We start from the raw sequence: 23,542 nt of genomic DNA on the forward strand, positions 1-23,542 counted from the left end.
TTATCGCTATACCTAGCTGCTATAGCTGGGTATAGACAAGTTCACTCAGCGTGGAGGCTAGGAGGCAGCAATGTCGGGATTCTCAGGTCGGGACGCCGTCATCGTCGGAGCGGTTCGCACACCGGTCGGAAAGGGCAAGCCGAACGGGGCGCTGCACGACGTGCTGCCCGTGGACCTGCTCGCGCACAGTCTCAAAGAACTGGTGGCCAGGACCGGCATCGATCCGGCGCAGATCGACGACGTCATCGCCGGGGCGGTCACCCAGGTCGGCGATCAGGCGGTCAACATTGCGCGCAATGCCGCTCTGGGCGCCGGGTTCCCCGAATCGGTACCGGGTACGACGGTCGACCGCCAGTGCGGCAGCAGCCAGCAGGCCATCCACTTCGCCGCCCAGGGCGTCATCTCGGGCGCCTACGACATCGTCGTCGCCGCCGGGGTGGAATCGATGTCGCGGGTACCGATGGGCTCCAGCGTGCTGCCCGGCAGCGACCCGTTCGGCGCGATGGCCCAGCGCTACCCCGAAGGCCTTGTGCCACAGGGCATCAGCGCTGAGTTGATCGCTGCGAAATGGGGACTGTCGCGTCAGCAGCTCGACGAGTTCTCGGCGGGCAGCCACGAGAAGGCCGCGGCCGCGACCAAGGAGGGCCGCTTCGACAACGAACTGATCCCGGTCGCCGGTCTCACCACCGACGAGATCATCCGGCCCGGCACGACCGTCGACACGCTGGCCGCGCTCAAACCGGCGTTCTACAACCCCGCCTACGAGCAGCGGTTCGGCCAGATCGGCTGGAAAATCACCCCGGGCAACTCGTCGCCGCTGTCCGACGGCAGCGCCGCGGTGCTGATCACCACCAGCGAGGTGGCCACGCGTCTGGGTCTGCGTCCGCTCGCCCGCATCCACTCGATGACCGTCGTCGGCTCCGATCCGCTCTACATGCTGACCGGCGTCATCCCCGCGACGGAGAAGGTGCTGCAGCGAGCCGGGCTCACCCTCGCCGATATCGACCTGTTCGAGGTCAACGAGGCGTTCGCCCCCGTCGTGCTGTCCTGGGCACAGGACACCGGAGCCGATCTCGCCAAGACGAACGTCAACGGCGGCGCGATCGCCATCGGTCACCCGCTGGGTGCGTCCGGCGCGCGCATCATGACGACTCTCGTGAACGCGCTCGAGCAGCGCGGCGGTCGCTACGCCCTGCAGACGATGTGTGAGGGCGGCGGCATGGCCAACGCCACCATCATCGAGCGTCTCTGAGTGAGGAACGGCCCGGTATTCCTTAGATATTCCGCATCCGCATAATCGACAACTATGCGGGTGATCGTGACGGGCGGTAACAGCGGCGTCGGCAAGGCCACGGCGGCGGCACTGGCGGCCGACGGCCACAGCGTGCTCATCGCCTGTCGCGATGTGGACAAGGGCCGTCGGGTCGCGTCCGAGATGACTGGTGACGTCGAGGTGGCCGCCCTCGACCTCGCCGACCTGGCCAGCGTGCGCTCGTTCGCCGATTCCGTCGAATCCGTTGATGTGCTGGTGAACAACGCCGGCGTGATGGGCATGCCGCTGACGCGCACCACCGACGGTTTCGAATCGCACATCGGCATCAATCATCTCGGCCACTTCGCGTTGACGTGCCTGCTGGCCGACCGGATCACCGACCGGGTGATCTCGGTGGCGAGCGCGACGTACCTGTTCGCCACTTTGCATCTCGACGACTTGAACTGGCATCGCCGCAAGTACTCGAAGTGGAGCGCCTACGGCGAATCCAAGTTGGCCAACCTCCTGTTCGTCGCCGAGTTGGCCAATCGGGGTGTGCGCGCCTACGCCACCGACCCCGGCTCCACCGACACCGACATCACCCGATCGCTCGGAATGGGTGAGCATCAACGGATCCGTCGCCTGATGCACACCCCAGCCCAGGGGGCCCGGGCCACCTTGCAGGCGGTGACGACCGACCTGCCCAGTGGGACCTATCTGGCGCCGCGGTTCAATCAGCTCGGCAGGCCCAAGGTCACCCGGTTGCGACGCAAGGCCGTCGATCCGGCGATGGCGCGCCGCCTGTGGCACACGTCGGCCGAACTCACCGGCTGCGACTGGCCGCGCTGATCAGTCCTTCTGTCGCCACCACGCGACGACGTACAGCACCATCGCCGCCGCCAGCGCGATCAGCACCCACAGGACCACCGCCAGGTCGATCCAGGCGCCCGCCGGCGGCGCGCCGGGCAACAGGTTTCGCAGCGGCACCACCGCGAACAACATCGCCGCGAACCAGGTCGTCAACGGCGGCAAGAACTTTCGTCGCCCCAGCACCGTCTCGATCGCCACGAACAGTGCAGCCGCGGGCAGCGCAAGCAGCACCAGCAGCACCCCGACGTCGAACGCGAGCGCTCCCCTGGTGCGCTCCATCGTGAAACGCACGGTCGACACCCCCTCGGCGGTGCCTTGTTCGGTGTGGACGTCCCATCCGTTGATCTGCCCTGCGACGACGATGCCCGCCGCGATCGGGCGTTGCTCCGGGCCGTCGCCCGAGAAAGCCTGCACGCCGATGATGTCGGTGGTGAACCTGTCGAACGGCCAGTCGTCGGGGTCCCCGACGGCGACCAGCTGGGTCGTCGTGTCATTGGCGGACAACGCGGGGTGGACGTAGATCAGCTCGCCGGAGCGGGTCCACGAGCTCAGGCGGATCGTGACGTCGTCGGTTGCGCCGGTCTGCAGTTCCGGGCCGGGGTGCAGCAGGACGTCGACGACGAACCGGTTCTGCACCGCGTTCATCTCCCGCAGCCGGATGATGACGACGGTTTCGCCGGTGACCGAGGGCTCGGAGAACTGGAAATGTCGGTGCTCGGGCTCCAGCAGGGCGTATCCCACCAGGGAGCCGATGTAGACGGCGATGACCGCGACCACCGTCGTCACGACGGTGACCCGTCGCCGCCTGGGCGTGCCTGAGGGCGCCGACGGAACCGCACCTGTCACGCGCGGATCGTAGCCTCAGTGGCGACTGATCCGACGCGGATTGGATTCAGTCGGTCTTCGGCTTGGCGTCGATTCCGGATTCCTTGCGCTGCTGCGGGGTGATCGGCGCCGGTGCACCGGTCAACGGGTCGACACCACCGCCGGACTTCGGGAACGCGATCACTTCGCGGATCGAGTCCGCACCGGCCAGCAGCGCGGTGGTGCGGTCCCACCCGAACGCCAGGCCGCCGTGCGGCGGCGCGCCAAAGGTGAACGCCTCCAACAGGAATCCGAACTTCTCCTCGGCCTCGGCCTTGTCGATACCCATCACCGCGAACACCCGCTCCTGGATGTCGCGGCGGTGGATACGGACCGAGCCGCCGCCAATCTCGTTGCCGTTGCACACCACGTCGTAGGCGTCGGCCAGCACGCTGCCCGGATCGCTGTCGATGCGGTCTTCGAACTCGGGTTTGGGGGCGGTGAACGCGTGGTGCACCGCGGTCCACGCTCCGGACCCGACCGCGACGTCGCCGTGTGCCGTCGCGTCATCGGCGGGCTCGAACAGCGGCGGGTCCACCACCCACGTGAACGCCCAGGCGTTCGGGTCGATCATGTCGAGCCGTTTGGCGATTTCGATGCGCACCGCGCCGAGCAGCGCCCGCGAACTCTTCGCCGGACCCGCCGAGAAGAACACGCAGTCACCGGGCTTCGCGCCGACGTGGGCGGCCAGACCCTCACGTTCGGCGTCCGACAGATTCTTGGCCACCGGGCCGCTCAGCGTGCCGTCCTCGCCGACGAGTACGTAGGCCAGCCCCTTGTGACCCCGCTGTTTGGCGAAGTCCTGCCAGGCGTCCAGGGTGCGGCGAGGCTGGGAGGCTCCGCCGGGCATGACGACGGCGCCGACGTACGGCGCCTGAAACACCCGGAACGGGGTGTCTTTGAAGAACTCGGCACACTCGACGAGTTCGAGTCCGAACCTCAGATCGGGCTTGTCCGAACCGAACCGGCGCATCGCGTCGGCGTACGTGATCCGCGGCAGCGGCAGGGGTACGTCGTAGCCGATCAACCGCCACAGCGCCGCGACGATCTCCTCGGAGACGGCGATCACGTCCTCGGAGTCGACGAAGCTCATCTCGAGGTCCAGCTGGGTGAACTCGGGCTGGCGGTCCGCGCGGAAATCCTCGTCGCGGTAGCAGCGCGCGATCTGGTAGTAGCGCTCCATGCCCGCGACCATCAGCAGCTGCTTGAACAGCTGCGGGCTCTGCGGCAGCGCGTAGAACGATCCGGGCTGCAGCCGTGCGGGCACCAGGAAGTCGCGCGCACCCTCGGGGGTGGAGCGCGTCATCGTCGGGGTCTCGATCTCGACGAAGTCGTGCCGCTCGAGCACCTCGCGGGCGGCGGCGTTCACCTTGGAACGCAGCCGGATCGCGTGGCCGGGTTCATCGCGCCGCAGGTCGAGGTAGCGGTACTTCAGGCGTGCCTCTTCGCCGGGCTGCTCGTCGAGCTGGAACGGCAGCGGCGCGCTCTCCCCCAGCACGGTCAGCGACGTCGCGTTGACCTCGATTTCGCCGGTCGCGATGTCGGGGTTGGCGTTGCCTTCGGGGCGGATCTCCACGACGCCGTCGACGGCGATGCAGAACTCGGCGCGCAACCGGTGCGCCGACTCCAAGACAGCCGCTTCGCGGAACACGACCTGCGACACCCCCGACGCGTCGCGCAGATCGATGAAGATGACGCCGCCGTGGTCGCGCCGACGCGCCACCCAGCCGGCCAACGTCACCTTCTGACCGGCGTCGGCGGGCCGCAACGATCCGGCGGCATGACTGCGCAGCACTGAGACTCCTGAGGAAATCGCCTGACAAGACAACTGCCCAAGTGTAGAGGGGTGCGGTTCGCCGGTAACTTGGCGTTCATGCCTAGTCGCGTCGCCCTCGTCGGGCCCGGGGCGATCGGTTCGACGGTAGCGGCTTTGTTGTATGCGGCCGGTCACGCGGTGACGCTGTGCGGACGGACACCGCGCGACTCGATCGAGGTCAGGTCTGACGACGGCGATCCGATTGTGGTGCCCGGTCCGGTGCTGACCGACCCCGCCGACGTCGACGAGTCGGTCGACGTCGTGCTGCTGGCGGTCAAGGACACCCAAAACGAGCAGTCCGCCGGGTGGCTGGCGAAGTTGTGCGACGACCGCACCGTGGTGTGTGCGCTGCAGAACGGTGTCGAACAGGTCGAGCGCGTCGGCCGCTTCTGCCCGGGTTCGACGGTTGTGCCTGCGGCCGTGTGGGTTTCGGCCGAGCCGACGCCGCAGGGTCATGTGCGGTTGCGCACCGGAGCGCGGTTGGTGCTGCCCGACACGGCAGGCGCGCAGACGTTGGCAGACCTGTTCGCCGGCAGCGCGGTCGCGGTCGAAATCGATCCGAACTTTCTCGACGCCGCCTGGCACAAGCTCCTGGTCAACGCGGTGGTGGGGTTCATGGTGCTCAGCGGTCGCCGCTCGGGCATGTTCCGGCGCGACGACGTCGACGGCCTTGCCCGCCGTTATCTGGCCGAGTGCCTCGCCGTCGCGCGGGCCGAGGGCGCCACGTTGGGCGACGAGGTGATCGACGACATCGTCGGCCTGCTCGCGAAATCGCCGGAAGACATCACGACCTCGATGCTGACCGACCGCGAGGCCGGCCGGACGTTGGAGTGGGACATCCGCAACGGGGTGATCGCCCGCAAGGGCGCCGAGCACGGGTTGAGCACGCCGATCAGCGATGTGCTGGTGCCGCTGCTGGCGGCGGCCAGCGACGGACCTGGCTAGACCTGGGCTCTGACTAGACACCGTCCTTTACTGTGTATGCCCATGCAGCAGTGTGAACGCGTCGACCTGGGCTTCATCGAGAGCGCGCCGTTCCGGTTCGTCAGCACCGTCGACCTCGCGATCACACCCGAACAGCTCTTCGAGGTGCTTGCGGACGCGGAGTCATGGCCGCGCTGGGCCACCGTGATCACCGAGGTCACATGGACCAGCCCCGAACCACGCGGTGTCGGGACCACCCGAACGGTGAAAATGCGCGGCGGCATCGTCGGCGACGAGGAGTTTGTCGCCTGGGAGCCCTACAGCCACATGGCTTTTCGGTTCAACGAGGCCTCGACCGGAAGTATCGCGGCGTTCGCCGAGGATTACCGGGTCGTGCCGACGCCGCAGGGCTGCCACCTGACGTGGGTGATGGCGATGAAACCCAACGGCGCCGCCGCCCGGATCGGGATGACGCTCGGCAAGCCGGTGATGGGCCGGCTGTTCCAGAAGTTCCTGTACAACCTGCGCGACTATGCCGCCAACCGCTTCGGGGCCTGACCTCTCGGCGGCCTAGTAAAGCCATGTCCAGGCCTCGCGTCGCGCAGCGTCGGGATCGGAGACGACCGTGTCGCGCGCGCTCATGATGATCCGGGTGCAGCGCCGGTCGGTGTCGTAGACGGGCCAGTCGTGCCCGTTGGACCAGTGGATCTCGCCGCTGTCCCACCCCTGAGAAGCGAAGTCGAGCCACGCCCGCTGCATACGCCTGCCGACCGCGGGCTGCAACCGCCGCCCCAGCGGGTGGATCTTGCGCCCGAGATATGACGCGTAGCTGTGCTGGATGTGCACGATCTCGCTACCGTGTGTCGCGCCGAGGCCGAGCATGCGCAGGCTGAAACCGAAATGGTCGAAGCGGTACATGTGGGTGGGGGCGTGAGCGCTGTACGCATCGGCGAACGCCCACGCCGGCCCGCCGAACATCACGTCGGAGGCGAACGCCACCAGCTCCCGTCGGCGCGGATAGTGCGGGTACGCGGCCAGCACGCGCTGTTTGGCGTCGGGCCCGATGCGGGCGAAGTACGCCTCCACAGACGCCTGAGTGGTCGGCAGCATCGGCGGTTTGGTCCAGGCGAACATCGACGCTTCGTGGCTGTTGGTCCCGATGATCAGCGGCACCCGCCGCAGGGCTCCGGCGCGTGCGGCATCCACCGGGTGACGGGGCAGTAGGTCGACGCCGTACGTCAACCCGTAGGCCAACGTCGGCGTGCGCGCGGCGCTTTCGAGTTGCAGCCTGCCCGCCGCGCGGCGCAGCTCGCGTTGCGGTAGCCCCTTGACCTCGGATACCGGCACGCCGAGTCGGCGCACGAACTCGTGCGCCTGCTGGGCCCGCTGCTCCCGATCGGCGATCAGCGGCAGCGCCGGGCTCTGGGCGATCGCGCGGCTGAACAGGCCCTCGGCGGCGGGGCTGGCGATCAGCGCGAGCACCGACGTGCCGCCCGCGGACTCCCCGAACACCGTCACGCGGGACGGATCGCCGCCGAAGGCCGCGATGTGGTCGCGGACCCACCGCAATGCGGCGATCTGGTCCCGCAGCGCGAGGTTGTCGTCGAACCCGTCGCCGAGGTCGCCGAGTTCGAAGCCACCGAAGACGCCGATGCGGTAGGTGATGTTGACGACGACCACGTCGCCGTTGGCGGCCAGCCGCGAACCGTTGTAGAGCTGGAACTGACCGGCACCGAACACGAACGCGCCGCCGGGGATCCACACCATCACCGGGAGCGACGCACTGGTGTCGGGCGACCACACCGTCAGGGTGAGGCAGGCCTCGTCGCGGACCTTGGGATCGTCGCGGCCACCGCCGACGAACGACTTGCCCTGCGGTGGCAGCGGCCCGTGCTCGACCGCGTCGCGCAACCCTGTCCACGGCCGCTTGGGCTCGGGACCGAGGAACCGGCGCTCACCCACGGGTTGCTCGGCGTAGGGCACCCCTCGCCAGACCCCGACGCTGCCTTCGGTCGTGCCGCGGAGATCACCGAGGTCGGTGTGCACGACGACCGAATGTCCGACAACGGTGGCCACGACCGAATCGTAGTGTGCGAAGCTGAACGTCATGACCTTCAACGAAGGTATGCGGATCGACACCAGCACCGCCTCGTCCAGTGGCGGCGGGGGCGGACCCGGGCGGGGTATCGCGGTCGGGGGTGGAGTCGGCGGCCTGCTCATCCTCGTGGTGGCGCTGTTCCTCGGCGTCGACCCCAGCACGGTGGTGCCCCAGCAGGGTCAGTACGACAGCCAGGGTGTGCAGGCGCCCGGTTTCGACGTCAGCCAGTGCAAGACCGGCGCGGATGCCAACGCGATCCCCCAATGCCTGGTGCTCGCCACCGCCACTTCGTTGGACGGGATATGGCCGCAGCTGATGCCCGACTACACGCGGCCCGGCGTTCACCTCTTCACCGAGAGTGTCAACACGGCGTGCGGCCATGCCACCAGCGAGGTCGGACCGTTCTACTGTCCGGCGGATCAGACCGCCTACTTCGACGTCGGCTTCTTCGATGTACTTCGTGACCAATTCGGTTCCAGCGGCGGGCCGTTGGCACAGGAATACGTGGTGGCCCATGAGTTCGGCCACCACGTGCAGAACCTCACCGGCGCGCTGCGAAACTCGCAGGGCCCCGGGGCGGCGGGACCCACCGGCGGCGGCGTGCGCACCGAACTGCAGGCCGACTGTTACGCCGGGGTGTGGGCGCACTACGCCGCCATCACCAAGCAGGAAGGCACCGACGTCACGTTTCTAGAGCCGTTGACGGACAAGGACATCGCCGATGCGCTGTCGGCCGCGGCCGCGGTGGGCGATGACCGTATCCAGAAGCAGACCACCGGCCGGGTGAACCCCGAGGCGTGGACGCACGGATCCGCCGCGCAGCGGCAGAAGTGGTTCACCGAGGGCTACCGCACCGGTGATCCCAAGGCCTGCGACACCTTCTCCACGAACGACCTTGGGTAGGACGCCCACGGCTGTCGACGCCGTCGCCGAACGCTACCTGGACACCCTCGCCGAGCTCGACCCTTGCGCCGCAACGAAAATGGGCATAACCGGTCACGACCGCAACTATGAGGAGGAGATCACCGACTACTCCCCCGACGGTGTCGCCGCGCGCGCCGACGCAGCGCGTCGCACACTGCGCGAACTGTCCGAGGTCACACCGGCGGACGCGGTCGACGAGGTCACGGTGGCGGCGATGCGCGAGCGCCTGGGAATCGTGATCGACCTCAACGACGCCGGCCTCGATCTGGGCGAACTCAACGTGATCGCCTCACCGCTGCAGTCGATGCGCAACGTGTTCGACCTCATGCCGACCCAAACCACCGACGACTGGGCGGTGATCGCGCGCCGGCTGTCGCAACTGCCCGACCGTGTCGCCGGATACGCCGACGCCCTGCGTGCCGCGGTCGCCGACGGACATCCTCCGGCGGTGCGCCAGGTCATGCGCGGGATCGAACAGGCCGCGAGCATTCAGCACCTGCTGGTCGACATGGTCGCGAACGCGGTCCCGGAGAACAAGGCGTTGCACGACGAATTGCAGCAGCACGCGGCGAACGCCGCCAACGCCTACCGGGAGCTGGACAGGATCCTCGGCGACGAGATCGCCCCGCATGCGCGCGCCGAGGACGCCGTGGGCCGAGACGTTTACCGGTTGCGTTCGCGTTCGTTCCTCGGCGCCGAGGTCGATTTCGACGAGACGTACGAGTGGGGCCTGGAGCGGCTGGAAAGCATTGTCGCCGAACAGGAGAGGCTCGCTCAGCAGTTGTATCCCGGGACGTCGATCGCAGACGCGCTGCGGCGACTGGACGGTGAGGAGCGCTACCTCATCCACGGCGTCGACGCGCTGCAGGCATGGATGCAGGACCTGTCCGACCGTGCTGTCGAGGCACTGGCCGGCACGCACTTCGACATCGCCGAACCACTGCGTGAGCTGGAGTGCCGGATCGCGCCGACGCACACCGGCGGCATCTACTACACCGGTCCGTCGGAAGATTTCAGCAGACCGGGCCGGATGTGGTGGTCGGTTCCGCACGGCGTGGACACCTTCCACACATGGCAGGAGACGACGACGGTGTTCCACGAGGGCGTTCCGGGACACCATCTGCAGATCGGCCGCGCGGTCGTGCGCGCCGACCAACTCAACCGGTGGCGGCGGCTGGGCTGCTTCGTGTCGGGTCACGGCGAGGGTTGGGCGCTGTACGCCGAACGGCTGATGGCCGAACTCGGCTGGCTCGACGATCCCGGCGACCACATCGGAATGCTGGACGCGCAACGCTTTCGGGCCGCGCGCGTCGTCATCGACATCGGGGTGCACTGCGGTATGACCGCGCCCGACGGCGCCGTGTGGGATGTCGACAAGGCGTGGCAATTCCTGGTGTCCCACAGCGCGATGAACGAGGAGCACCTGCAGTTCGAGCTCGACCGCTACCTGGGCTGGCCGGGCCAGGCGCCGTCGTACGCGATCGGGCAGCGCATCTGGCAACGGCTACGCGACGAGATGCTGGGCCGCGGTGTGTCGCTCAAGGAATTCCACGATCGCGCGCTGGACCTCGGCGGACTGCCGCTCGACGTGCTGCGGTCGGCGCTGACGAGTGATTTCGCCTCCGGCTGAGCCCCTTTCGCCGCCCGCTCGTACGCCCTAGCGTGGACGCATGGAGTCCGTTGCCGTCACCGCGAACCTCACCATGCTCGTCGTCGACGGGTGGCAGGTCTACGCCTGGCGCGACGGTGGCTCGGTGACGCTGATCGACACTGGGGCACCGGGATCCGGCGCGGCCATCGCCGAGGCCGTACCCGGAGTCGATCGGATCGTCTTGACACACGGGCATGTCGACCACGTCGGCTCGGCGGCCGAACTCCACACATCGACGGGGGCCCCTGTCCTCGCCGGCGCCGGCGACGCCGCGGCCATTCGCGACGGTGCCGCGCTGCCCCCACCGGTGTTCGAAGATTGGGAGGTGCCGATCCACGCGCGTGTCGCCGCGGGATTGCCCGATGCGGCCGACCCCGTGCCCGTCGCTCGGGAACTACGCGACGGCGACGTCCTGGATTTCGGCGGCGGCGCCGAGATCCTGTCGATACCGGGCCACACCGAGGGCAGCATCGCGATCCATCTGCCCCGCCACGGTGTGCTGCTCACCGGTGACACCATCGCCAACGTCGGCACGCTCATGCTCGGCACCTTCAACCAGGACCGGGCGCGCACGGTGGCGTCATTCCGCCGCCTCGCCGCGCTCGACATCGACACGGCGTGTTTCGGGCACGGCGAACCGATCATCTCCGGTGCGGGCGCACGGCTTCGGGAGGTCGCGGCCACGCTGAGCTGACCGGCCCCATCCGCATCCCCCAGCGAGTACCGTCACCGTGGTCGAAGGAGACACTCATGCGCATCGCAATCGCAGGAGCGACGGGAAACATCGGCGCCCGCACCGCCGCCGCACTCGAGCGCGACGGCCACGAGGTCGTCCGCATCAGCCGCTCACTCGGGGTCGACCTGATGTCCGGTGAAGGCCTGGACTCCGCGCTCGCCGACGTACACGCCGTCGTCGACGCCGTCAGCGCACCACCCATCGACCGGGACCGCACCATCGAGTACTTCGGCACCACCACAGGCAATCTGCTCGCCGCCGAGCAGCGCGCCGGTGTCGGTCACCATGTGCTGTTGTCAATCGTCGGCATCCACGACATCGAAGGCAATGCGCACTACTCGGGCAAGCGGGAACAGGAACGGCTCGTCGCCGACGGACCGGTGCCGTGGACCATCGTGCCCGCCACCCAGTTTCACGACTTCGCGGCCATGGTCGCCGGTTGGTTCGAACAGGACGGGGTGTCGACCATCGCCCCGCTGCTCGTGCAGCCGATCGCGCCCGATGACATCGCCGAGGTCCTCGCCGAGGTCGCCGTCGGTCAACCGCAGGGCCGGTATGTGGATGTCGCGGGACCCGAGACCCAGGACCTTGTCGACATGGCACGCCGGACGCTGGCCGCCAGGGGCCGGCAGCTGAAGCTCGTCCCGACCTGGTCGGGCATGTTCGGGCTCTCGATGGCCGGAAACGTCCTGCTGCCCGGCGAGAATGCGCGCATCGCCCCGACGACGTTCGACGACTGGCTCGCCGCCGGCGCCAACTGATCAGGAGAACTGAATGACCAACCCCGACACCCCACTGGCCGGAAAGGTGGCCTACGTGACGGGCGCCGCCCGCGGCCAGGGCCGCTCGCACTGCGTCCGGCTGGCCCGCGCCGGCGCCGACATCGTCGCGATCGACGCCTGCGGTCCGGTCGCCGCGCACAACGGTTATTCGCCCGCGGGCCCGGAGGATCTCGCCGAAACGGTGAGCCTCGTCGAAGGTGAGGGCCGCAAGATCGTCGCCGACCGGGTCGACGTCCGCGACCTCGCCGGCCAGCAGCGGGTGGTCTCCGACGCGATCGAGCAGTTCGGCCGCCTCGACATCGTCGTCGCCAACGCCGGTGTGATGAATTGGGGCCGGCTGTGGGAGATTTCGGCGCAACAGTGGCAGGAAGTCCTCGACGTCAACCTCACCGGTGTGTGGAACACGATCAAGGCCGCCGTACCGCCGATGATAGCGGCGGGCAACGGCGGGTCGATCATCACGATCAGTTCGGCAGCCGGCATCAAGGCCGTCCCCGGCTGCGGTCACTACTGCGCCAGCAAGTTCGGCGTCGTCGGGCTCACCAACTCGTTGGCGGTCGAACTCGGCGAGTTCGGCATTCGGGTCAACTCGGTGCATCCGTACGGCACCGACACCCCGATGGGCAACGACACGTCGATGTACCAGATCTTCGCCGACCACCAGACCTACATCCACAGCTTCTCCCCCGGCGCGCTCTCGACGGAGTCGCTGGCCGACCCGGATCTGGTCTCCGACATCGTGGTCTGGTTGGCCAGCGACGCCTCGTCACTGCTGACCGCGGCGCAAATCCCCGCCGACAAGGGCTATCTCAAGATTTGAGCGTGCCGCGCGTCTGAACTTGTGCGCCAAATGTCAACGAATGTTCGTGCAGGAGTTCAGTTTCGGCGCCCGGCCACCGCCTCCGTCAGAGCCACCGCCTCCGTTAGAGCCGGGACTGCTCCTTGATCGCCGTATCGCTGGTGCGCAGCGGCCGGATCAGCCCGTCCTGGGCGAAGGATGCGATCAGCTCACCCGCCTCGGTGTGCACCGTGCCGCGCACGTATGACATGCCGGCGCCCACCTGGGTGCTCTCGTGGCTGTAGAGCAGCCATCCGTCCCAGCCGAACGGCTCGTGGAAGCTGACCGACACCGTCATCGGCGCGGTCGACACGGTGATGTGCGACTGCGCGGTGCCGATACCCTCGTGCGCGCGCATCGTCGTCGAAATACCAAGGTGCCCGGTCAGATACGCGACGAGCGCCTTGGCGAGCTCGTCGCGGTCGGGGGTCTTGTCGTAGTGCACCCAGGCGTACAGTTCCGGCGGGCCGACCTCGTCGGGGCTGTTGACGTCGACGACATCGACCAGCCGGATCTCGCGACCGGCCATGGCCATGCCGGCATCGTTGGCTTCTGCGGGTGGCTTCACGTCGGGTCGCGGCACCGCATGCCGGATGACGTCGTCGGTCGGGACGTCGGTCAGCACGGTGACGGTGATGCAGCGTTTGCCGTTCTGCTTGGCCGCGACGACAGCGGTTGCGGTGGAACGGCCTTCGTTGACGACGTCGATCTCCAACTCGACCGGTCCGGCCGCGACCATGACCGCCCGCGAGAACACCGCATGCACCGATCGAACCGACTTACCCTCGAATCGCTTGGCCACCGCCACGATCACCTGCGCGAGCACCTGGGTGCCCTCGACAACCTGCCGGTCCTCCTCACCGGCGGGCCCGGTCTCGGCGATGAATCGGTTCTCCCCGTCCGGGCGGACGTCGAACAGGTCGAGCAGGGTGTCGACGGTCCACTGTTGCTGCGCTGAGTCTGCGGTCATGCAAGGAACAGTAACCGAGCCTCTACAAAAGCGGTAACGTCGTTACCAGTCAATCACGAGCCGGAAGGTGACGACCATGGCCAAGCCGAGCGGGCGCCCGGCCGCGAGCGCTACCCGCACGGCCGACGCTGCCGATGGCGATCCCCGGCCCAAGCGCTTCATGAAGTCGGCGTTGGCGATCCTCGGAGAGACCGGGCGCACCGACTTCACCGTGCTCGAGGTGGTCGAGCGGTCGAAGACGTCGCTGCGGTCCTTCTACCAACACTTCTCGACCAAGGACGAGCTGCTCCTCGCCTTGGTCGACAAGATCATGTCCGAGTCGACGCGCCGCTGGCGCGAGGACACTGACGGGCTACCGGCCGCCGCGGCCCTTCGGGTCCTCATCGACCGGATCTGCACCCCGCCCGAGACCACCGCACAGGACAAGGTCAACCGGGGTCTGACGAACTACAACGACCGCCTCGCCGAGACCTTGCCGCGTGAGTACTCGCGCGTGCTCTCCCCGGTCTACGAGTTGATCAGAGACATCATCAACCGCGGCATCACCGAGGGCGTTTTCCGGTCGGACCTCAACGTCGACGCGCGGGCCGCGCTGATCATGCAGTCCGCACTGGGCGCGATCCGGCTGCAGGTGCTCGGTGCGGAACTGAGCGGCGCACCGGTCGGCGCCGACGACATCTACGACTTCTGCCTCAGCGGGCTCACCGGCCCGGACAAGCACGCTTGACCTGCATCGCACAAGCCGAGAACCAGCCTCTCCAGGGCGGCTGTTTATGCTGGTCCGAAAGTGGTAATGTCATTACCACTCACAGCCAATCAGACTTGCAGGAGGCGAACATGACACGCCAGCTTCCCTATCCCGTCTTCGACGCGGACAACCACTTCTACGAGCCCAAAGAGGCGCTGACCAAGTTCCTCCCCGACCACCGCAAGCACGTCATCGACTACATCGAGGTGCGCGGGCGGACCAAGATCATGGTGCGTAATCAGGTCAGCGACTACATCCCGAACCCCACCTTCGAAGTCGTCGCGCGCCCGGGCGCCCAGGAGGAGTACTTCAAGCACGGCAGCGGCGGCAAGAGCTTCCGCGAGGTGATGGGCAAGCCGATGAAGGCGATTCCGGCCTTCCGCGAACCCGCCGCACGACTCGAGGTCATGGACGGCCTCGGCCTGGACTACTCGCTGATGTTCCCGACCCTGGCCAGCCTGGTCGAGGAACGGATGAAGGACGATCCGGAGCTCATTCTCGATGTCATCCACGCGCTCAACGAGTGGATGTACGAGACCTGGCAGTTCAACTACGAGGACCGGATCTTTTCCACCCCGGTGATCAACCTCGGCATCGTCGACCGCGCGCTCGAGGAACTCGAGTGGTGCCTGGAGCGCGGCGCCAAGACGGTTCTGGTGCGGCCTGCGCCGGTGCCCGGGCTCAAGGGCACGCGTTCGTTCGGGCTGCCCGAGTTCGATCCGTTCTGGGACGCCTGCGTCAAGGCCGGCATCCCGGTGTCGATGCACGCATCGGATTCCGGCTACGCCGAGTACCTCAACGACTGGGAACCTGCCGACGAGTACCTGCCCTTCAAGCCGACCGCGTTCCGGATGGTCTCGATGGGCAAGCGGCCGATCGAGGATTCGATGGCCGCGCTGGTGTGCCACGGCGCGCTCACCCGCAACCCCGACCTGCGGATCTTGTCGATCGAGAACGGTGCCGACTGGGTGCCCTACCTGTTCAAGCAGTTCGAGGGCGTCTACAAGAAGATGCCGCAGGAATTCCCCGAGAATCCGATCGAGGCGTTCAAGCGCGGCGTGTATGTCGCGCCGTTCTGGGAGGACGACTTCAAGCAGATGGCCGATCTCATCGGCGTCGACCGGGTGATCTTCGGATCGGACTGGCCGCACCCCGAGGGCCTGGCCGAGCCGACCCATCTGATCGACGACCTGCAGGGCCTCGACGAGGAGGGCCAGCGGAAGGTCATGGGCGGCAACATGATCGAGTTGTTCAAGGTGCCCAACGAGATCGTCCACAACCCCGACGTGCCCGCGCTCGTCATCCCCGCCTGAGTTCAGGCACCGTCGCGAAACGTGCGTGTCGATCCGGCGGCACGCACGTTCGCACGATTACGAAAGAGAGCCCGTGAGCGACAGCGCGAACAACGGCACGAATCCCGAGCTATTGCTCTTCGCCTCGACGACACAGTCGTTTCTCGAGAAGGAAGTGCCGCTGAGCCGTATACGGCAGATGCACGACGCCGGAACCTCGTTCGACACCGACTGGTGGCGTCGAGCCGTCGAACTCGGCTGGACCAGCCTGCTGGTGCCCGAGGAACTCGGCGGCGGCAGTGTCTCCGGTGACGGCGTCAAGGATCTGGCACTGGTCGCCGAGATCGCCGGTAAGACCGTCGCTCCCGGGCCGCTGCACCCGGTGAGCACCGTGCTCGCCGGACTCGTCGACGCGCCCACTGGCCACGAGGACACCATCGCGGCGCTCGTCGACGGCGATGCGGTGGCCAGCTGGGCGGTGTATGAACCCGGCCGGCCATGGTCTCCCCTGACCCCGTCGGTCACCGCCACCGCCACCGCGACCGGTTTCCGCATCGACGGCGCCAAGGACCGTGTCGAGGCCGGCGCGCACAGCGGATTGTTCTTGGTGACAGCACAATCCGACGACGGTGTCCGTCAGTTCCTCGTACCCTCGGACGCACCGGGTGTGCGTGTGGAGCCACAGCGTTCGATCGACATGGTCAAGAGTTACGCGCGCGTGCACTTCGACGGGGTCGAGGTCGACGCGGGCGCGGCGGTCGGCACGGCCGAGGTGACACCAGCGCTGATCGAGCGCCAGGCCCAGATCGCCTCCGTGCTGCAGTGCGCCGAAGTCGTCGGCATTCTGGATACCGTGTTGGCCTTCACGATTCAGTGGGGATTCGACCGGCACAGCTTCGGCCGCCCCCTGGGCTCGTATCAGGCACTCAAGCACAAGTACGCCGACCTGAAGATCTGGTTCGAAGGGTGCCGGGCCACGACCAACGCCGCGGTGGCCGAGGTGGCGGCGCGGACTCCCGGGGCGGCGATGGCCGTGAGCGTCGCGAAATCCTATGTGGGCGAATACTCACCGGGCATGTTGCAGCTGTGTGTGCAGCTGCACGGCGGCATCGGGGTGACGTGGGAGCACGACCTGCACCTGTTCCTGCGTCGAACCACGGTGAACCGCTCGATGTTCGGCACCCCCGAGGACCACAACCTGCGCGTCTACGCCCTCACCGAGAACCTGGAGCAAGCGTCATGACCGAGACGACGTCGGCCCCGGCCGCGCCGGCCACCGCGGAATCCGTCGAGGAGTTCGCCGCCCGGGCTCAGGCATGGCTGGCACAGAAAATGCCGTCCATCGATCCGAACAACCCGCCCGAACACGATCGCGGCGAAGAGGAACCGTGGCAGCGCGCGCGGGAACTCCAGAAGCGGTTGTGGGACGGCGGATTCGCCGGCATCTGCTTCCCGAAGGAGTACGGCGGGCTCGGCCTGCCGATCGCCTACCAGAAGGCGTTCGACAACGTGTCGCGCTGCTACGAGATGCCGGTGATCCTGAACACGCCGACGTTCACGATCTGCGCGGCCACCATCCTCGACACCGGAAGCGAAGAGCAGAAACGTCAGCACATCTCTGCGGCGCTGCGCGGCGACGAGGTGCTGGTGCAGCTGCTGTCGGAACCCAGCGGCGGCTCCGACCTCGCCGGCGTGATCACCCGTGCGGACCGCAAGGGCGACAAGTGGGTGATCAACGGCGCAAAGACGTGGAGTACCAGCGCTTTCGCTGCCGATTACGGGTTGATGCTCGCGCGCACCGACTGGGATGTGCCCAAGCACGAGGGCCTCACCATGTTCCTGGTGCCGATCGACAGCCCCGGCATCACACTGCGCCGCATCAAGCAGGTCAACGGTTCCGTCGAGTTCTGCGAGGAGTTCTTCGACAACCTCGAACTCGGCGACGACGCGGTCGTCGGCGAGGTCAACGGCGGCTGGCACGTGGCGTCGCGCCAGCTCTACCACGAGCGGCGCGCGGTCGGCGGCGGCTCGGAGTTCGCCAGCGGTATCGGCGCCGAGGGCAAATCCGATGTGCCGATTAACTACGTCGAGCTGCTCGACAAGGTCGGCCAGCCGGACAATGAGCGGCTGCGCGCGATGGCCGGCCGCGCGCTGGCGCACCGGGCGGTCCGCGAACAGCTGATCGACCACGTGTACCACGGCGTCCTCGACGGATCGCTGCCTCCGGCGGCGGGTTCGATCATCCGCATCGCGCACGCCGACATCCACCATCTGGAGTTCGACACCGCCCTGGCCATCACCGGCAGCGCGGGCGTCGTCGACGTCGACGGTGACCTGATCCGTTACGGCGAGCGGTATCTGGGCCGGCAGGCTGCCGCCCTCGGCGGCGGCACCACCGAGATCGCGCGCAACATCATCGGCGAGCGCGTGCTCGGCTTCCCACGCGAACCCGCCGCGGATCGCGACGTGCCGTTCAAAGAGGTCAAGCGCAACAGGGGCTGACTCTCCGTGCGCCCGCGACCGTTGCGTTCAGAACAGAGTGGGCTGCAGGGTCTGGACGGGTGACGGCACCGGCGGTGTGTCCGCGGCGCGGAACGACCGGCGGTCGGGCGCCAGACCGTGCTTGGCGACCAGCGGTGCCGCCCTGTCGTGCAACATCTTCCGGTAGTCCTGCGGCAGGTAGGCGCCGCGGCGATACAACTCGCGGTATTTGGGCACCAGCTGCGGGTGTGCGCCGGCCAGCCAGTTCATGAACCAGCCGCGCGTGGAACCGCGCAGGTGCAGGCCGAACACGGTGACACCGGTGGCTCCTGCCGCCGCGATCTGGGCCAGCAGCGCATCGAGGTGCTCGGCCGAGTCCGTCAGATGCGGCAACACCGGGGCCACCATCACATGGCAGCCCAGCCCGGCGTCGCGGATCGCGGCGATCATCCCGAGGCGCGCCTGCGGCGACGGGGTACCCGGTTCGACTTCTTTGTGCAGCACGGGGTCTCCGACGGCGAGCGAAACCGCCACGCTGACGTCCACCTGGCGGGCGGCCTCGCGGATCAGCGGCAGATCGCGTCGCAGCAGGGTGCCCTTGGTGAGGATGGAAAACGGCGTACCGGAATAGGTCAGCGCCGAGATGATCCCCGGCATCAGCGCATAGCGGCCCTCGGCCCGCTGGTAGGGATCGGTGTTGGTGCCCAAGGCCACCGTCTCGCGTTGCCACGACCGTCGCGACAGTTCGCGGCGCAGCACGTCGGCCACGTTGGTCTTGACCACGACCTCGCTGTCGAAATCGCTGCCGGAGTTCAGATCCAGATACTCGTGCGTGGGCCGCGCGAAGCAATAACGGCAGGCGTGTGAGCATCCGCGGTAGGCGTTGACCGTGAACCTGAACGGCAGCATGGCCGCGTTGGGCACCTTGTTGAGCGCCGACTTGCACAGCACTTCATGGAAGGTCATGCCCTCGAACTGCGGCGTCCGCACGCTGCGCACGAAACCGATACGCTGCAGTCCGGGCAGCGCGCCGTCGTCGACGCTGACATCCTGCCCATCCCACCGCATACATCCGATTCGAACTCACGTTCGATAGGATGTCAAGGTCGACGCGCGCGCGAGCCGGCGGTGACCCGACAGAGAGGGGCAGTGTGCCGATCGAGGGCCACGAGGACGAGCTGGCATCCGAACAGCGCTACATCGACGGGTTGTATGCGCGACTCGACGCCGAACGCGCCCGCGTGCGCAAGCACTACGACGCGGCGCTGCGCGGTGACGGCGGCTCGCTGGTCGACCGCGACGCCGAGGTGCGCGCGGTGGCCAAGCGGATGAACCGGCTCAACGTCGCCGACCACGGTCTGTGCTTCGGTCGGCTGGACAGCGTCACGGGCGATCGTCTCTACATCGGTCGCATCGGGTTGCTGGACGAGGCCAACGAGTACGAGCCGCTGCTCCTCGACTGGCGGGCTCCCGCGGCGCGCCCCTTCTACGTCGCCACCGCGGCCCACCCGGAGGGTATGCGCCGGCGGCGCCAGTTCCACTCCATCGGGCGTCGCATCACCGATTTCACCGACGAGACCCTGGGCCGACCCACCGAAGGCGCGCAGGGTGACGCCGCACTGCTCGCGGCGGTCAACGCACCTCGCGGTGTAGGCATGCGCGACATCGTCGCGACCATCCAGTCCGAACAGGACGAGATCATCCGGCTCGAGCACCCGGGCGTGCTGGTGATCGAGGGCGGCCCCGGCACGGGCAAGACCGTCGTCGCATTGCACCGCGTCGCCTACCTGCTCTACACGCAGCGCGAGCGGATGGAACGCCACGGCGTGCTGGTGATCGGCCCGAACACCGCGTTCTTGCGCCACATCGACCGGGTGCTGCCCTCGCTCGGCGAAACGAACGTCGTGTTCATGACGACCGGTGACCTCGTTCCCGGCCTGCGGGTCACCGCCGAGGACTCCCCCGACGCGGCGCGGGCGAAGGGTTCGCTGACGATGCTGGACGTGCTGGCAGCGGCGATCGCCGACCGGCAGCGGGTTCCCGAAGAACCGGTGCCGATCAAGCTGGCCGACGTCACCGTCCGGATCGACGCCGAGACGGCCGAGTGGGCGATCCAGGAGGCCCGCGACAGCGGCTTGCCGCACAACGACGCGCGCGCGGTGTTCGTCGACGTCATCACCTGGGTCCTCACCGAGCGTGCGATAGCCCGCATCGGCAAGGGCTGGCTGACGCGCGGCGACAAGGCGGCGTGGGAACACCTGCGAGCCGAGCTTCTCGACGAGCTCGGTGACCACGAGGCGTTCCACACCGCCCTCGACGATCTGTGGCCGCAGCTGACGCCGGAGGCTCTGCTGGCCGGGCTCTACGAGTCTGCCGAACGGCTCAGTGCCGCAGGCGCTGACGAGTCCCTGTTGCGCGCGCACGGCGATGCGTGGACGGTGTCGGACGTACCGCTGCTCGACGAGCTCGTCGACATGCTGGGCGGGGTCGAACCCGACGCCGCGGCCGAGACGCAACGCCGGGAGGAGGCCGCCTACGCCGCGGGCGTGCTGGATCTGATGGTGGCCCGCGAGGACCTGATGGACGACGAGGACCACCTCATCGCCGCCGACCTGCTCGATGCCGAGGATCTCGCCGAGCGCTTCGTCGAGCGCGACAATCGTGACCTCGCCGAACGTGCTGCCGCAGACCGTGATTGGACGTATCGGCACGTCGTCGTCGACGAGGCGCAGGAACTCTCGGAGATGGACTGGCGGGTTCTGATGCGTCGGTGTCCCAGCAAGTCCTTCACCGTGGTCGGCGATCTCGCGCAGCGCCGATCGGCCGCGGGCGCCACGTCATGGGGCGCGATGCTCGATCCGTATGTGCCCGGGCGCTGGGTCTACCGGCCGCTGTCGGTGAACTACCGCACGCCCGCCGAGATCATGGACGTCGCCGCCGGCCTGCTCGACGAGTTCGCTCCCGAGGTGCGGCCGCCCGAATCGGTTCGCGCATGCGGTGTTCGGCCATGGGCGCGCCTTGTCGACGACGAGGAGCTGCCCGTCGCGATCGAGGAGTTCCGCCGCGATGAACAGGGCCGCGAAGGGACCAGCGTCGTGATCGGACCTTCGGGAATGGCCGGGACGGTGTCACCGGCCGAGATCAAGGGATTGGAATTCGACGCGGTCCTCGTCGTCGAGCCGGGCCGCATCCTCGCCGACGGTCCGCGCGGAGCGGCCGACCTCTACGTGGCGCTCACGCGAGCGACACAGCGGCTCGGTGTGCTACACACCGAGCCGCTGCCACCCACGTTGAAATTGTCCGAACTGGAGAGTGTGGCCGACTGAGCGGCCCCGAGATCTACTGCGGTGCCCTCACCACTGGCTGAGCTGACACTGCACCGTGTAGGTGCCGTCCTGCTGCACCGCCACCTGACCGTCGATCGCGATCTCGCAGTGCGGGTTCGGGGAGGCTTGCATGGCGTGTACGCCGGTGCTCGCGGTGAGGATCGCCCACTGCGGGTCGGCCATCGTCGTCTCGAACACCCACGGCACGCCCGGCTGCAGGACCACTTCTTCCTTCTTCAGGTACGCATACGCGTCGGCGTTGTAGGCCTCCTTGCTCGGAGGCTGAGCCGTCAGATAGTTGAGTTGGAAGTCGGCGGGGGCCGTTGACGTCAGCGTGTACCGGACCACGTGGCCTTCCGACTGGGCATTCGCCGTCGCATGGCTGACCGCGACTGACGCCGCCGCCACCATGAGTGCCGCCCCAACCTTGGCTGTAGCTGTTCGCATGTTCGTCACATCGCCGGACGGTACCAAACCGTTACGGCTCCGGCATCGCCGCTGGCGAGCGCCTTCCATCCGCCACTGAATGGCGAACGACCTGCGGAGAAGTCACAGGTTAATTTGTTCGTCACACGCAGACATTTCCCAGAAACACCACCGCTCTAACGTCCCGATTCGACAACCACGCGATGTCGGGACCACGCGCCCGGCTCGACGCTCATCGCCGATGTGCGCTGCGGATATATAGGGAAAGGCTGTTCATGCGACTACCACGACGGTCCTCCGTGAGACGTTCAGCCCTTGTTGCCGGCGGAATCGTCGCTGCGACGAGCCTGGTGCTGGCCGGCTGCGGAAGCAAGGCGACCGAGTCGGACTCGGCGAATGCCCAATCGTGTGTGGACACCTCGGGCCCGACGATCAAAGTGGGTGCGCTGAACTCGTTGTCGGGCACCATGGCCATCTCGGAAGTGACCGTCCGCAACGCCATCGACCTCGCGGTCGAGCAGATCAACGCCTCCGGCGGTGTGATGGGCAAGCAGATCCAACTCGTCGGTGAGGACGGCGCATCCGAGCCGACGGTGTTCGCGGAGAAGGCCGAGAAACTGATCAGCAGTGACTGCGTGGCAGCGGTGTTCGGCGGGTGGACCTCCTCCTCGCGCAAGGCGATGCTGCCGGTCTTCGAGAGCGCGAACTCCCTGTTGTACTACCCCGTGCAGTACGAGGGTCTGGAGTCGTCGAAGAACATCTTCTACACCGGCGCCACGACCAACCAGCAGATCGTTCCCGCGCTGGATTACCTCAAGGAGAAGGGCGTCAAGTCGCTCTATCTGGTCGGCAGCGACTACGTGTTCCCGCAGACCGCCAACCGGATCATCAAGGCGTACGCGGGCGCCAACGGCATCGAGATCAAGGGTGAGGACTACACGCCCCTGGGCTCGACGGACTTCTCGACCATCGTCAACAAGGTCCGCACGGCGGGCGCCGACGCCGTGTTCAACACCCTCAACGGCGATTCGAACGTGGCCTTCTTCCGCGAGTACCGCAATGTCGGCCTGACCCCGGAGGCCATGCCGGTGGTGTCGGTGTCGATCGCCGAGGAAGAGGTCGGCGGCATCGGTATCCAGAACATCACCGGCCAGCTCACCGCCTGGAACTACTACGAAACCGTCGACAACCCGGTCAACAAGGCGTTCGTCAAGGCCTACAAGGACAAGTACGGCGCCAACAAGCCGACGTCGGATCCGATGGAGGCCGCCTACGTGTCGGTGTACCTGTGGAAGAACACGGTCGAAAAGGCAAAGTCGTTCGACGTCAAGGCGATTCAGGACAACGCCGGCGGCGTGACGTTCGACGCGCCGGAAGGTCTGGTCACCATCGACGGCGAGAACCACCACATCACCAAGACCGCACGCATCGGCGAAATCCGTCCCGACGGGTTGATCTACACGATCTGGGAGTCGCCGGGGCCGATCGAACCCGACCCCTACCTCAAGTCGTATCCGTGGGCAGCCGGCCTGTCCAGCTGAGCC

Annotated in this window: 21 protein-coding genes; 15 read left to right on the forward strand and 6 right to left on the reverse strand. The window is 67.5% G+C overall.

From position 1 onward, the window contains the following. The first annotated feature begins 70 nt into the window (after positions 1–70). Both AU072_RS22125 and AU072_RS22130 read left to right on the forward strand, forming a co-directional pair. Positions 71–1,252 carry a thiolase family protein gene (locus AU072_RS22125; protein WP_064415757.1) on the forward strand — a complete coding sequence of 394 codons (1,182 nt, stop codon included), beginning with the start codon at positions 71–73 and terminating at the stop codon, positions 1,250–1,252. Between the two features lie 54 nt (positions 1,253–1,306). Then, positions 1,307–2,101, forward strand: a complete 795-nt coding sequence (locus AU072_RS22130) for an SDR family NAD(P)-dependent oxidoreductase (RefSeq protein ID WP_064415758.1) — start codon at positions 1,307–1,309, stop codon at positions 2,099–2,101. Here the strand turns inward: AU072_RS22130 and AU072_RS22135 are convergent, their stop codons facing one another. Both AU072_RS22135 and aspS read right to left on the reverse strand, forming a co-directional pair. Continuing rightward, a complete protein-coding gene (locus AU072_RS22135) occupies positions 2,102–2,968 on the reverse strand; it encodes a DUF8686 domain-containing protein (RefSeq protein ID WP_064415759.1) in 867 nt (288 codons plus the stop codon). Between the two features lie 46 nt (positions 2,969–3,014). Next, positions 3,015–4,781 (reverse strand): aspartate--tRNA ligase, encoded by a 1,767-nt coding sequence (gene aspS / locus AU072_RS22140; protein ID WP_064415760.1) that lies wholly within the window; start codon positions 4,779–4,781, stop codon positions 3,015–3,017. 78 nt (positions 4,782–4,859) lie between these two features. On the opposite strand from aspS, the gene AU072_RS22145 reads away from it, so the two are divergent. Then, positions 4,860–5,747, forward strand: coding sequence for an oxidoreductase (locus AU072_RS22145; protein ID WP_064415911.1), 888 nt, complete (start codon positions 4,860–4,862; stop codon positions 5,745–5,747). A 36-nt stretch (positions 5,748–5,783) separates the two neighbouring features. Further along, the gene (locus tag AU072_RS22150; protein ID WP_064415761.1) at positions 5,784–6,284 is read left to right on the forward strand and encodes an SRPBCC family protein; all 501 of its coding nucleotides are present in this window, start codon (positions 5,784–5,786) and stop codon (positions 6,282–6,284) included. Between the two features lie 12 nt (positions 6,285–6,296). On the opposite strand, the gene AU072_RS22155 is transcribed toward AU072_RS22150, so the two are convergent. Next, on the reverse strand, positions 6,297–7,802 hold the full coding sequence (locus AU072_RS22155; protein WP_064415912.1) for a carboxylesterase/lipase family protein: 1,506 nt from the start codon (positions 7,800–7,802) through the stop codon (positions 6,297–6,299). Between the two features lie 31 nt (positions 7,803–7,833). Here AU072_RS22155 and ypfJ point away from each other — a divergent pair, with 31 nt between their 5' ends. Genes ypfJ through AU072_RS22180 form a run of 5 tightly spaced genes read left to right on the forward strand, consistent with a single transcriptional unit; the run spans position 7,834 to position 12,737 of the window. Continuing rightward, complete coding sequence (gene ypfJ, locus AU072_RS22160) at positions 7,834–8,727, forward strand: KPN_02809 family neutral zinc metallopeptidase (RefSeq protein ID WP_064415762.1); 894 nt, start codon at positions 7,834–7,836, stop codon at positions 8,725–8,727. Further along, entirely contained in the window at positions 8,720–10,378 is a 1,659-nt protein-coding gene (locus AU072_RS22165; RefSeq protein WP_064415763.1) for a DUF885 domain-containing protein, read from the forward strand. Before ypfJ ends, AU072_RS22165 begins: the two co-directional genes overlap by 8 nt. A gap of 40 nt (positions 10,379–10,418) precedes the next feature. After that, positions 10,419–11,093, forward strand: coding sequence for an MBL fold metallo-hydrolase (locus AU072_RS22170; protein ID WP_064415764.1), 675 nt, complete (start codon positions 10,419–10,421; stop codon positions 11,091–11,093). Positions 11,094–11,149: 56 nt separating this feature from the next. Beyond that, on the forward strand, positions 11,150–11,896 hold the full coding sequence (locus AU072_RS22175) for an SDR family oxidoreductase (protein WP_064415765.1): 747 nt from the start codon (positions 11,150–11,152) through the stop codon (positions 11,894–11,896). A 13-nt stretch (positions 11,897–11,909) separates the two neighbouring features. Further along, the gene (locus AU072_RS22180) at positions 11,910–12,737 is read left to right on the forward strand and encodes a mycofactocin-coupled SDR family oxidoreductase (protein ID WP_064415766.1); all 828 of its coding nucleotides are present in this window, start codon (positions 11,910–11,912) and stop codon (positions 12,735–12,737) included. Positions 12,738–12,840: 103 nt separating this feature from the next. Here AU072_RS22180 and AU072_RS22185 read toward each other — a convergent pair whose 3' ends face one another. Next, on the reverse strand, positions 12,841–13,725 hold the full coding sequence (locus AU072_RS22185; protein ID WP_064415767.1) for an acyl-CoA thioesterase: 885 nt from the start codon (positions 13,723–13,725) through the stop codon (positions 12,841–12,843). 76 nt (positions 13,726–13,801) lie between these two features. Between AU072_RS22185 and AU072_RS22190 the strand changes: the two genes are divergently transcribed. The 4 genes from AU072_RS22190 to AU072_RS22205 all read left to right on the forward strand — a co-directional run bounded on the left by AU072_RS22190 (position 13,802) and on the right by AU072_RS22205 (position 18,267). Beyond that, positions 13,802–14,452, forward strand: coding sequence for a TetR/AcrR family transcriptional regulator (locus AU072_RS22190; RefSeq protein ID WP_064415768.1), 651 nt, complete (start codon positions 13,802–13,804; stop codon positions 14,450–14,452). A 110-nt stretch (positions 14,453–14,562) separates the two neighbouring features. After that, a complete protein-coding gene (locus AU072_RS22195; RefSeq protein ID WP_064415769.1) occupies positions 14,563–15,786 on the forward strand; it encodes an amidohydrolase family protein in 1,224 nt (407 codons plus the stop codon). Between the two features lie 73 nt (positions 15,787–15,859). Then, positions 15,860–17,008 carry an acyl-CoA dehydrogenase family protein gene (locus AU072_RS22200; protein ID WP_064415770.1) on the forward strand — a complete coding sequence of 383 codons (1,149 nt, stop codon included), beginning with the start codon at positions 15,860–15,862 and terminating at the stop codon, positions 17,006–17,008. Continuing rightward, positions 17,005–18,267 carry an acyl-CoA dehydrogenase family protein gene (locus AU072_RS22205; protein WP_064415771.1) on the forward strand — a complete coding sequence of 421 codons (1,263 nt, stop codon included), beginning with the start codon at positions 17,005–17,007 and terminating at the stop codon, positions 18,265–18,267. The genes AU072_RS22200 and AU072_RS22205 overlap by 4 nt, the downstream gene beginning before the upstream one ends. 27 nt (positions 18,268–18,294) lie before the next feature. Here AU072_RS22205 and AU072_RS22210 read toward each other — a convergent pair whose 3' ends face one another. After that, positions 18,295–19,314, reverse strand: a complete 1,020-nt coding sequence (locus tag AU072_RS22210; RefSeq protein ID WP_064415772.1) for an Rv2578c family radical SAM protein — start codon at positions 19,312–19,314, stop codon at positions 18,295–18,297. An 89-nt stretch (positions 19,315–19,403) separates the two neighbouring features. Here AU072_RS22210 and helR point away from each other — a divergent pair, with 89 nt between their 5' ends. After that, the gene (gene helR / locus AU072_RS22215; protein ID WP_268874540.1) at positions 19,404–21,572 is read left to right on the forward strand and encodes an RNA polymerase recycling motor ATPase HelR; all 2,169 of its coding nucleotides are present in this window, start codon (positions 19,404–19,406) and stop codon (positions 21,570–21,572) included. Positions 21,573–21,599: 27 nt separating this feature from the next. On the opposite strand, the gene AU072_RS22220 is transcribed toward helR, so the two are convergent. After that, a complete protein-coding gene (locus AU072_RS22220) occupies positions 21,600–22,019 on the reverse strand; it encodes an Rv2576c family protein (protein ID WP_120271057.1) in 420 nt (139 codons plus the stop codon). A gap of 254 nt (positions 22,020–22,273) precedes the next feature. Here AU072_RS22220 and urtA point away from each other — a divergent pair, with 254 nt between their 5' ends. After that, the gene (gene urtA / locus AU072_RS22225; protein WP_064415773.1) at positions 22,274–23,539 is read left to right on the forward strand and encodes an urea ABC transporter substrate-binding protein; all 1,266 of its coding nucleotides are present in this window, start codon (positions 22,274–22,276) and stop codon (positions 23,537–23,539) included. Positions 23,540–23,542 lie beyond the last annotated feature (3 nt).

It is taken from the genome of Mycolicibacterium novocastrense, from assembly GCF_001499835.1.
GTDB classification, from domain to species: Bacteria; Actinomycetota; Actinomycetes; order Mycobacteriales; family Mycobacteriaceae; genus Mycobacterium; species Mycobacterium novocastrense.